This window comes from Deltaproteobacteria bacterium (assembly GCA_016234845.1).
Taxonomy (GTDB): Bacteria; Desulfobacterota; Deferrimicrobia; order Deferrimicrobiales; family Deferrimicrobiaceae; genus JACRNP01.
This window is the reverse complement of record JACRNP010000011.1, coordinates 1-9,025: the sequence shown is the minus strand read 5'-3', so window position 1 is coordinate 9,025 and position 9,025 is coordinate 1. Positions and strand designations below refer to the sequence as shown.

Annotated in this window: 11 protein-coding genes; 7 read left to right on the top strand and 4 right to left on the bottom strand. The window is 66.5% G+C overall.

Annotated features, from left to right (window positions below):
- Positions 1 to 262, top strand: a 262-nt coding sequence (locus HZB86_01015; GenBank protein ID MBI5904128.1) for a hypothetical protein, incomplete at its 5' end; no start/stop codon positions are given.
- 12 nt (positions 263 to 274) lie between these two features.
- On the opposite strand, the gene HZB86_01010 is transcribed toward HZB86_01015, so the two are convergent.
- Positions 275 to 1,522, bottom strand: a complete 1,248-nt coding sequence (locus HZB86_01010; GenBank protein MBI5904127.1) for a M48 family metalloprotease — start codon at positions 1,520 to 1,522, stop codon at positions 275 to 277.
- 161 nt (positions 1,523 to 1,683) lie between these two features.
- Between HZB86_01010 and corA the strand changes: the two genes are divergently transcribed.
- Positions 1,684 to 2,865, top strand: coding sequence for a magnesium/cobalt transporter CorA (corA, locus tag HZB86_01005; protein ID MBI5904126.1), 1,182 nt, complete (start codon positions 1,684 to 1,686; stop codon positions 2,863 to 2,865).
- On the opposite strand, the gene HZB86_01000 is transcribed toward corA, so the two are convergent.
- Together HZB86_01000 and HZB86_00995 are read right to left on the bottom strand one after the other, a co-directional pair.
- Positions 2,810 to 3,022, bottom strand: coding sequence for a hypothetical protein (locus tag HZB86_01000; GenBank protein ID MBI5904125.1), 213 nt, complete (start codon positions 3,020 to 3,022; stop codon positions 2,810 to 2,812). The two genes, corA and HZB86_01000, sit on opposite strands and share 56 nt — an antisense overlap.
- A gap of 88 nt (positions 3,023 to 3,110) precedes the next feature.
- A complete protein-coding gene (locus HZB86_00995) occupies positions 3,111 to 3,383 on the bottom strand; it encodes a hypothetical protein (protein MBI5904124.1) in 273 nt (90 codons plus the stop codon).
- A 212-nt stretch (positions 3,384 to 3,595) separates the two neighbouring features.
- Here HZB86_00995 and HZB86_00990 point away from each other — a divergent pair, with 212 nt between their 5' ends.
- The gene (locus HZB86_00990; protein ID MBI5904123.1) at positions 3,596 to 4,183 is read left to right on the top strand and encodes a GTP cyclohydrolase I; all 588 of its coding nucleotides are present in this window, start codon (positions 3,596 to 3,598) and stop codon (positions 4,181 to 4,183) included.
- A 15-nt stretch (positions 4,184 to 4,198) separates the two neighbouring features.
- Positions 4,199 to 5,047 carry a dihydrofolate reductase family protein gene (locus tag HZB86_00985; protein MBI5904122.1) on the top strand — a complete coding sequence of 283 codons (849 nt, stop codon included), beginning with the start codon at positions 4,199 to 4,201 and terminating at the stop codon, positions 5,045 to 5,047.
- Here HZB86_00985 and HZB86_00980 read toward each other — a convergent pair.
- A complete protein-coding gene (locus HZB86_00980; protein MBI5904121.1) occupies positions 5,044 to 5,712 on the bottom strand; it encodes a Crp/Fnr family transcriptional regulator in 669 nt (222 codons plus the stop codon). The genes HZB86_00985 and HZB86_00980 overlap by 4 nt on opposite strands.
- A gap of 202 nt (positions 5,713 to 5,914) precedes the next feature.
- On the opposite strand from HZB86_00980, the gene HZB86_00975 reads away from it, so the two are divergent.
- The 3 genes from HZB86_00975 to HZB86_00965 all read left to right on the top strand — a co-directional run bounded on the left by HZB86_00975 (position 5,915) and on the right by HZB86_00965 (position 8,932).
- Positions 5,915 to 7,189, top strand: a complete 1,275-nt coding sequence (locus HZB86_00975) for an OFA family MFS transporter (protein ID MBI5904120.1) — start codon at positions 5,915 to 5,917, stop codon at positions 7,187 to 7,189.
- 103 nt (positions 7,190 to 7,292) lie between these two features.
- Complete coding sequence (locus HZB86_00970) at positions 7,293 to 8,468, top strand: patatin-like phospholipase family protein (GenBank protein MBI5904119.1); 1,176 nt, start codon at positions 7,293 to 7,295, stop codon at positions 8,466 to 8,468.
- A complete protein-coding gene (locus HZB86_00965) occupies positions 8,465 to 8,932 on the top strand; it encodes a hypothetical protein (GenBank protein ID MBI5904118.1) in 468 nt (155 codons plus the stop codon). Before HZB86_00970 ends, HZB86_00965 begins: the two co-directional genes overlap by 4 nt.
- The last annotated feature ends 93 nt before the right edge of the window (positions 8,933 to 9,025 follow it).

Here is a 9,025-nt window from a genome sequence, read left to right as displayed (position 1 = left end):
GGAGCAGCGAAACGCCCTGGCGGGGCAGCGCCCCTACCCGACCGCGGAGGCCGGCCGCCTCTCCGCGGAGATCAAGCGGCTCTCCGACCGGATCGCGTCCGAGCGCGACACGATCCGCACCGCGCGGGACCGGAAGCGGTCCGCCCGGTCGACCTACCTGTCCCGCAAGCAGGATTGGCAAAAGCTGGTCGCGGAGCGGAACCGGCTCGCCGGGGAGATCCGTTCGATCGACCGGAAGATCCGGGAGCTGTCCGGGAAGTAGCCGCTTCCCGCGCTACTTCGCCATCTCGGCGTACTTCCTCGCGTTCGCCGCGTCGCCGATCCCTCCGTACGACTTCGACAGCAACGCGGCTCCCTGCCTCGTCGGGTACAGCTCCATCGACCGCGAAAGTTCGGAGATCGCCGCCCGGTACTCCCGTCTTTGATACCGAAGCGCTCCCAACAGGTAGCGCGGCTCGTAGAACTCCCCGTCCAGCTCGATCGCCCGGCGCAGCTCCCCCTCTGCGGCCCCGTAATTCTTCCGGATCAGGTGGACCCGGCCGGCCGAGGAGTGGAACGGGGATTGTCCCGGCTCCATCCGCGCGGCCGCCTCGTATTGCGACAGCGCCTCGTCGTACCGCTTCTCCAGGAACAGCTTGTCTCCCCGGTCCGCGACCTCGTACGCCTTCTGAGCCTCCCGCAGGCGGGCCGTCTTCCGGAGAAAAGCGGTCTCGTTGAAGGTGTAGTTCGGGTTGCGCACCGTGTCCGGGTACCGCTCCGCGATGCGGGCGCGGGCGTTGTCGAGCCGCTCCCTGGAGAACGGGTGGGTCCGGAACAGCCCCTCCACGAAGAGCGGGTTCTTCCCCCCCTCGAGCTGCGAGAAGAAATATTCCTGCAGCCGCACGGCCCCTTCCGGGTTGTACCCTGCCTTGACCAAGTAGTCGATCCCGAGCCAGTCCGCCTCCCGCTCCTGGTCCCGCGAGAAGCCGTTCTCGATCAGCGACGCCGTGATCCCGGAGAGCTCCTGGACGCCGGACCGTCCGCCGGCGGCCAGGACGACGCCGGAGAGAAGCACGTTCGCCGCCATCGCGCGCTGGTAGCCGGCCAGGGAATGCTTCGCCGTGACGTGCCCCGTTTCGTGCCCCAGCACCGCCGCCATCTCCGCCTCGCTTTTCAAGCCTACGAGCAGCCCCCGGTTGATGACGATGTAGCCGCCGGGAAGCGCGAAGGCGTTGGGGACCGACGAGTTCAGCACCCGGTACCGGTAGTCGAGGTTCGGGCGGTGCGAGACGCGGGCCAGCCGCATCCCCACCCCCTGCACGTACTCCTCGAGTTCCCGGTCGCGGTAGAAGCCTCCCTGCTGCTGGACGGCGGGAGTGTACGCCTTCGCCCCGAGGGAAGCCTCCTCCTCCTCGGAGAAGGAGACGATCGAAAGCTCCGACCGCCCGGTGACCGGGTTGACGGCGCAGCTGTACACGCCGAGGACGAGCAGGCAGGTCGCGAGGAGAGAAGCCGCGAGGGCCCCGTGGCCATGATCCTTCATCTGGATGCCTCCGGATCGGTCTTCCCGGGATGTATCCCGATTATTCCACGTCGCGGGAAGGGAGGACAAGGAGCGGCGGCCGCTTTACCTTTCGCTCCCCATGGGATGAAATGGGGCGTGCGGGCATTCCGATCCGACCTTGCCCCGGCAGGAGGAAGCGTATGGGACGGCGCCGCAGGAAGCGATACCACCCCCCCGGCACGCAGCCCGGCACCCTCGCGGCGCACGCCGAGGCCGGGGGCGTCCCGGTCCGGCTCACGTCGTTCCGATACGACGGCGCGGGGTGCGAGGAGCGCGTCCTCGCGGTGCCGGACCTTTCGACCCTCGCGCCGCCGGAGTGCGGCGTCCTCTGGCTGGACGTATCGGGGCTGTCCGACCCGGAGGTCGTCCGCGCGATCGGCGACCGGTTCGGGATCCACCCGCTGGCCCTCGAGGACGTGCTGAACGTCCCCCAGCGCCCCAAGGTGGAGTGGTACGGCGAGCACCTGCTCGTCGTGCTCCGGGAGATCCGGTACCCGGCGCCGCCCGAACAGGTGGCGATCTTCCTGTCGGACCGGGTGGTCGTATCCTTCCAGGAGCGGCCGGGCGACGCGTTCGACCCGGTGCGGGACCGGCTGCGGCAGGGGAAGGGGCGGATCCGGTCCGAGGGGGCGGACTTCCTCCTGTACTCCCTGTGCGACGCCCTCCTGGACGCCTTCTTCCCGACCCTCGAGAAGCTGGGGGATGCGGTGGAGGAGATGGAGGAGAGGGTCCTCGCGTCCCCCGTCCCCGAGACGTTCCTCGCCATCCGACGCCTGAAGCGGGAACTGCTGGCCGTCCGGCACGCCGTATGGCCCGCCCGCGACGCGATGAACCTGCTCCTGATCGAGGAGCACGCCCTGATCCGCCCGGGCACGAAGATCTTTCTGCGCGACTGCTACGACCACACCGTCCAGCTGATGGACATGGTGGAGACGTTCCGGGAGATGGCGTCGGGGCTGGTGGACGAGTACATGTCCGCCGTCTCCAACCGGATGAACGAGATCATGAAGGTGCTGACCGTGATGGCCACCATCTTCATCCCCCTCACGTTCATCGTCGGGGTGTACGGGATGAACTTCGACACGAAGGCCGGAGCTCTCCTGGGCGTACGGCTATCCCGCGGTGCTGCTCCTGATGGCGGTCGCCGCCGGTGGGATGCTGTACTTCTTCCGCCGGAAGCGGTGGTTTTGACGGGGATATCCGGGAAGCCGGGTCCGGGGGATTGCGCAGGTTTCGCAACCCCCCGGATACGACTCCGCGGCGGCGTCACGCCGCGCGGAGGTACTCCACGCTTTCCGCCGGCGTCTCGTACAGGTCGGTGAACGGAGACTCCGCGTGGAAAATCTCCTTCCCGCTCCTCTCCTCGTCGGCCATGTAGCCGAGGAGGATGCCGCAGGCGCCGATCGCGGACAGCACCAGCCCGAACAGCACGCTGAACGGGGATGCGAACATCTCGATGTCCAACAGGATGCCTTCCATTGTGCTCACCTCCTTCTCGCTCCATCCGACTCCACGATACTTCCGCGCGGGAAACGGTTCCGTGCGACCTTTCACAATGCCTGAACTCTCATGACGGCCTGATCCGCACCGCGAGGAGTGCCGCCGCCGCGAGGCTCCCCACCGCTCCGACGGTCGACAGCGCCCGCATCGTATCGCCCGGCGCCATCCCCCGCATCGTCGGCGGATCCGGGACGTACAGGACGCCCACCGCCATCTGCGCCGCCCATGCCGTCCACTCCGGGTCCGGAGAAAGGAAAAGCGCCATCCCGTAGAGCAGGAGGAGCACCGCGGCCAGCCTCGCCTCGTTTCCCCTCGGGAGGAACTCCATGAACCGCTTCATGGCGGCCACCTCGTTTCGTTCTGACCGTAAGACATCGGAGAGGGGGGGACGATTGTGAAAGGTCGAACAAAACGACAAATAATTCCCGGAGGGCGTTACTATGGGTTTACCGACCGTCCCCGGGAGGCCCGATGAGCGCGGATCATGAGCATGGACCCCGCGAGCCGTTGTCGAATCCGGAATCGGACAGACGCCGTGTTACGGCGGACCGGATGCGGCAGTTCGAAGAGTACGTCAAGGAAATCTTCGCGGCCTTCGGGATGGACCCGGACACGCCGGCGACGCGGGACACCCCGCGCCGCTTTCTCCAGGCGATGTTCGACAGCACCGACGGGTACGAGGGGGATCCGAAACTGATCACGGTGTTCGATACCGAATGCCGTGGGGGACCCGACTGCCGGCTCAGCCAGGTCGTGGAAGGTCCGATCCAGTTCTTCAGCCTCTGCGAACACCACGCGTTGCCCTTTTACGGCCGCGCCTACGTCGGGTACATCGCCCACGAGCAGATCATCGGCCTCTCCAAGCTCACGAGGCTGGTGCGCCTGTTCGCGAAGCGGTTTACCGTGCAGGAGCGGATCGGCCAGCAGATCGCCGACTCCCTGGACGCCATGCTTCATCCCCACGGCGTCGCGGTGTACCTGGACGCGCACCACCTCTGCACCCAGATGCGGGGGGTCCGGGAAACCGCGCCGCTCACGCGTACGACGTTCTGGCGCGGGAATTACGAAAGCGACCCCGCGCTGCGGACCGAATTCTACGTGGCGTGCGGGCTGCATCGCTTCGAGCCCGGCCCCCGGTAGACGGCGAGCCGGGCGATGACCCCCCTGGCGCCCCTGGAATCCCTCCTGGACCGAACCGGCGGGGACGAATTCCCCCTTCCCCCCGGGCTGGCGGCGCTCTACGGTCCGCTCCGGTTTCCCCTGCGGAAAGGCCGCCCGTACGTGATCGGCAACTTCGTCGCCACGGTGGACGGCGTCGCATCCCTGTCCGCTCCCGGTTTGTCGGGCGGCGGACCCATCAGCGGCTCCAACCCGCATGACCGCATGGTCATGGGATTGCTGCGATCCGTCGCGGACGCCGTGATCGTCGGAGCCGGGACGCTCCGCTCCGTCCCGAACCACCTCTGGACCGCGGAGCATATCTACCCGCCGCTGGCCGACTCGTATCGCCGGCTGCGGACCGCCCTCGGGAAGAGCGCCCCCGCGCTGAACGTCATCGTCACCGCGCGGGGCGAACTCGATCTGGACCTTCCGGTATTCCGGTCGGCGAAGGTGAAGGTGCTTATCGTCACGACACCGGAGGGCGCCCGCCGGCTTCGCGCACGAGACCTTCCCCCCCCGGTCGCAATCGAGGAAGCGGGGGAGGGGGGCCCGATCGGCGCGCGGGAGGTTCTTTCCGCGGTCGGCCGTATCCTCCCCGGAGATATCCTCCTTGTGGAGGGCGGACCGCGGTTGATGGGGGATTTTTTCCACGAAATGTGCCTGGACGAGCTTTTCCTGACGATCGCGCCGCAGGTCGCCGGGCGGGACGGGTCGGTGGATCGCCCCGGGATGGTCGCAGGGAAACGCTTCGCGCCGGAGTCCCCGCGGTGGGGAACCCTCGCGGGCGTGAAACGCGCCGGCAGCCACCTGTTCCTTCGATACGCGTTTCCGGTCGAGCGCTAAGGACGATCGAACGCCGCGAGCCTTCGCCTGTCGACGACGAGGAAGCGGTCGCGGCTCTTTACGAGGCCCAGGCGGCGGAACCGTATCATCTGGGTCGTGACCGTCTCCCGGGTGGTCCCGATCAGGTTCGCCAGATCCTCGTGCGTCAGGCGCAACGGGATCACGATTCCCTCTGGGGTTTCCCTGCCGTGCTCCTCGCAGAGCCGGAGCAGGACCTTCCTGAGCCGGTTGTAGGACCAGGTGTGCCCGAAATCCCCGTATTCCTTCTCCACGGTCGCCAGCCGTTTCGACAGCAGCCGGATGAAATTCGTCGAAACGGTGGGAATGGCGGCCAGAAGTTCCAGAAGACCGGTCTTCGACAGGACGGTGACCCGTGCATCCGTGTCGGCGACGGCGGTGAAGGCTCGCCGCTCCTCGGAGAGGAGGAGTTCCCCGAAGATGGCGCCTTCCTTGAGGATGTGCACGATCGTTTCCGCGCCTTTGTCCGAGAGGGAAAGAATCCTCACGTTCCCCTCCTTGACGATGTAGAGGGAGTGGGCCGGATCGCCCTTGGAGAAGATCGTGGTGCCCTTCCGGTACTGCCGCTCGGTGCACAGGCGCGCCACTCTCCGGGCCTCGGGGTCGGAAATCCCCTGGAACAGATCGACCGCTGTGATAACGGACATCGGCATGTTCCCACTTTACAATCGCCCCCGGCGCATTACAACGCGCGGAACCGGGAGGGAAGGGCCGCACGGTTGCTGTGAAAGGTTATACAGAGATCGCCCGGACCGGATCGTACGCTGAAACCGTGGAAAGAAGCGGGGTGGCCGGTCGGGCGTTACAACCTTGGGCTGGCAGAGCACTGCCGGGATCGGAGGTCGGGCGATGGAAGCGGCGATGGGCGAGGGGGACAGGTCGATGAACCGGTGGTGGCGGGTCGCCGGGGCCTTGCTGATGAACCTGCCGCTGGGGGCTCTATACGCGTGGAGCATCTTCGTGCTCCCGCTGGAGCAGGAATTCGGCTGGACGCGAACGCAGACGTCCTGGGTCTTCACGATCGCGGTCTTCGTTTTCGGGCTGAGCTTCATCGCGGCCGGACGATTGCAGGACAAAAAAGGGCCGTTCTGGATATCCGTCGCGGGATCGGTCCTGTTCAGCCTCGGGTGGGTACTCGCGACGTATGCGAAGGACCTGTTCGCGCTGTATCTCACGATGGGCGTCGTGCTGGGGATCGGCAGCGGGTTCGGGTACGCGACACCGATCCCGGTGTTGTCGAAATGGTTTCCCGATCGCAGGGGGCTGGCGGTGGGACTCGCCGTCGCGGGGTACGGCGGCGGATCCTTCATCATCTCCTTCATCGGGAAGCCGATGCTCACCGCGTTCGGCTGGCGGGACACGTTCCTGTACCTGGGGATCGGCTACTTCATCGCGACGATGATCGGCGCGTTCATCCTGCGGAATCCGCCGACGGGTTGGAAGCCGGCGGGCTGGGTGCCCGCGGCGGCGACCGCGAAAGTAACGGCGTCGCGGCACGAGTACGCTCCGGGCGAGGTGGTCAGGACGCCCGCATTCTATTTCATGTGGGCCGCATACGCCCTCGGAACCGGCGCCGGGCTCATGCTGATCAGCCAGCTGGTGCCGTTCGGCCGACAGCAGCTGAATATCGTGGACGTCGCGGCCAACCTGGCCATCGCCGTCGGTGCCGTGGGGAACGCTTCCGGACGGATCTTCTCCGGATGGTTGTCGGACACCATCGGGCGGCTCCAGACGCTTCGTCTGATGGTGGGTGTGTCGATCCTGGCGTTCCTGGCCCTTCCGCACATCAGCGGAGCGGCGATGCTGTACGGCATGGTGTTCGTCGTCTATTACTGCTACGGGACGCAGCTGTCGGTCTACGCGTCCACGACGGGCGACTTCTTCGGAACGAAGAACCTGGGCGTCAACTACGGCCTGCTCTTCACCGCGTGGGGGGTAGCGGGGATCATCGGTCCGATCATCGCCGGCCGGCTGTTCGACATCTTCGGGAACTACACCAACGCGTTCTACGTCGGATCGGGGATCTGCGTCGTGGCGTTGGGGAGCCTGCTGGCCGCAAAGCGGCCCGAAGTCCCGGTCGCGGCCGGGGCGGATGTGGTCAAGGGGGTGTCGAAGGCGGCATGACGCCGGATGCTCCGGTACGACGACATGCCGTGGGCCGGTTCCCGTCCCGCCGGCCCACGGTTCCTCCTTGTCGGAGGCGGGCGAATGCCTCTATGCTCTTTGAGTGGCGACCAAGGCAGCGCTGGTCCTGGGCGGCGGCGGCATCACCGGCGGCATGTACGAGCTGGGTGCGCTCTCCGCGATGGACGACTTCATCGTATCCGGGAGGAAGTCCGGGGAGTTCGACCTGTACGTGGGGATCAGCGCCGGAAGCATCCTCGCGGCATTCCTCGCCAACGGCATCACCGTAGGCGAGATGTGTTCCTCCGTCCTCGGGGAGAAGGACGGGGGATTGCTGCTGCGTCGCGAGGACATCTACGAATTGCCCATCGGCAACCTGTTCCGATTCCTGGGACGGTCCATGCGCAACCTCGGTTCCGTGATACGTCACATCCGGAAGGGCGGACAACCGGTCACCTTCCTGAACATCCTCGCCGTCCTTCAGCAGTTCCTGCCCGCGGGGTTCTTCTCCAACGCGAACCTGGAACGGTACATCGCGCGGGCGCTGTCCGGCGGGGGACGGAGCAACGATTTCCGGACGGTCCGCAGATCCCTGTCCATCGTGGCCACCGAGGTGGACACCGCGGAACGGTGGATCTTCGGCGAGGGGGGGCGGCAGGACATCCCGATCTCGAAGGCGATCCAGGCTTCGACGGCCATCCCGGTCTTTTTCGAACCGGTCCTCATCGAGGAGAGGTATTTCGTGGACGGCGCGGCGGAACGGGTAGGCCACCTGGATATCCCCGCCGCCGCCGGGGCGGACCTCATCGTGATGATCAATCCCATCGTCCCGATCTACAACGACCGGTCCGTGGTCTGCATGCCCACCCTCGACGGACATTGCAGCTCCCTCACGGAACGGGGCGTGACCGCCGTCGCCGAGCAGTCGTTCCGGATCAACTCGAGGGTCAAGCTCGAGCTGGGGACCCTCCTCTTCCGCGCCGACCATCCCGGGACCGACCTCCTCATGATCGAGCCGTCTCCGGCGGAGTCGTCCCTGTTCCTCTACGGGAGCATGAATTTCGCGGAACGGATCCATTCCATGAATTACGGCTACAACTCCTCGGTGCATTACTTCATCGAGAATTTCGACATGTTGCGGGAATGCTTCGCCCGGCACGGGATGGACGTCTCCCTTGAACGGCTCGACGCGGACCGGTTTCTCCAGCATGCCGAACTCCCCGCGGGCAGGCGCCGGTTCGGTCTCAAACGCCAGCAATCCCCGGTCCCTTCCCGATGAATTGCCCGATCTGCGGTGCGGGGCATCTGTCCGCGCCCGGCGGGGGGAGGGAGACATCCGCCGGAGGGAAGCCGTGTCCTTACCAGGGGGTTCCCTACAGGGGACTGCGGGCAGGGCACGACCAGATCTATTTCGGGCGGTGGAGGAGGATGGACGCGACCTCGATCGACCTGCGGCGGGGCTACCGCCAGCTGGAAGGATTGCTGCGCGACATTTCCGCGGCCCTTCAAAAGGAGGACATCCCCGCGGCCCGGTCGGACCTGGGAAAGGCGTTCGACGCGCTGCACGCCGCCGGCCCGGGAGAGGAAGAGCCGCAGCTTCTCCGGAACATGGACCACGCCCTTTCGTTCGCCCACCGGGTGATCGGCGACCTGCTGCACGAAAAAGGGCTGGCCCCCCACTCGCCGGCGGACTTCGCCGGGTGGTACGACGCGGGGGAAGTCCCGTTCCGGGAGGACTGGTGACGGCGGCACGTTCGGAAGGAGGAGACCCATGATTCCCCTGGACCGGTATCCCAAGGAGATCACGCTGCGGGACAATGCGCGCGCGGTATTGCG

Excerpts from the sequence above, each read along its gene's own strand:
- HZB86_00985 (MBI5904122.1), top strand. The coding sequence starts at position 4,199 with ATGACCCCCCTGGCGCCCCTGGAATCCCTCCTGGACCGAACCGGCGGG.
- HZB86_00990 (MBI5904123.1), top strand. The coding sequence starts at position 3,596 with ATGCGGCAGTTCGAAGAGTACGTCAAGGAAATCTTCGCGGCCTTCGGG.
- HZB86_00975 (MBI5904120.1), top strand. The coding sequence starts at position 5,915 with ATGGAAGCGGCGATGGGCGAGGGGGACAGGTCGATGAACCGGTGGTGG.
- HZB86_01010 (MBI5904127.1), bottom strand. The coding sequence starts at position 1,522 with ATGAAGGATCATGGCCACGGGGCCCTCGCGGCTTCTCTCCTCGCGACC.
- HZB86_01000 (MBI5904125.1), bottom strand. The coding sequence starts at position 3,022 with ATGGAAGGCATCCTGTTGGACATCGAGATGTTCGCATCCCCGTTCAGC.
- HZB86_00980 (MBI5904121.1), bottom strand. The coding sequence starts at position 5,712 with ATGTCCGTTATCACAGCGGTCGATCTGTTCCAGGGGATTTCCGACCCC.
- HZB86_00965 (MBI5904118.1), top strand. The coding sequence starts at position 8,465 with ATGAATTGCCCGATCTGCGGTGCGGGGCATCTGTCCGCGCCCGGCGGG.
- HZB86_00995 (MBI5904124.1), bottom strand. The coding sequence starts at position 3,383 with ATGAAGCGGTTCATGGAGTTCCTCCCGAGGGGAAACGAGGCGAGGCTG.
- corA (MBI5904126.1), top strand. The coding sequence starts at position 1,684 with ATGGGACGGCGCCGCAGGAAGCGATACCACCCCCCCGGCACGCAGCCC.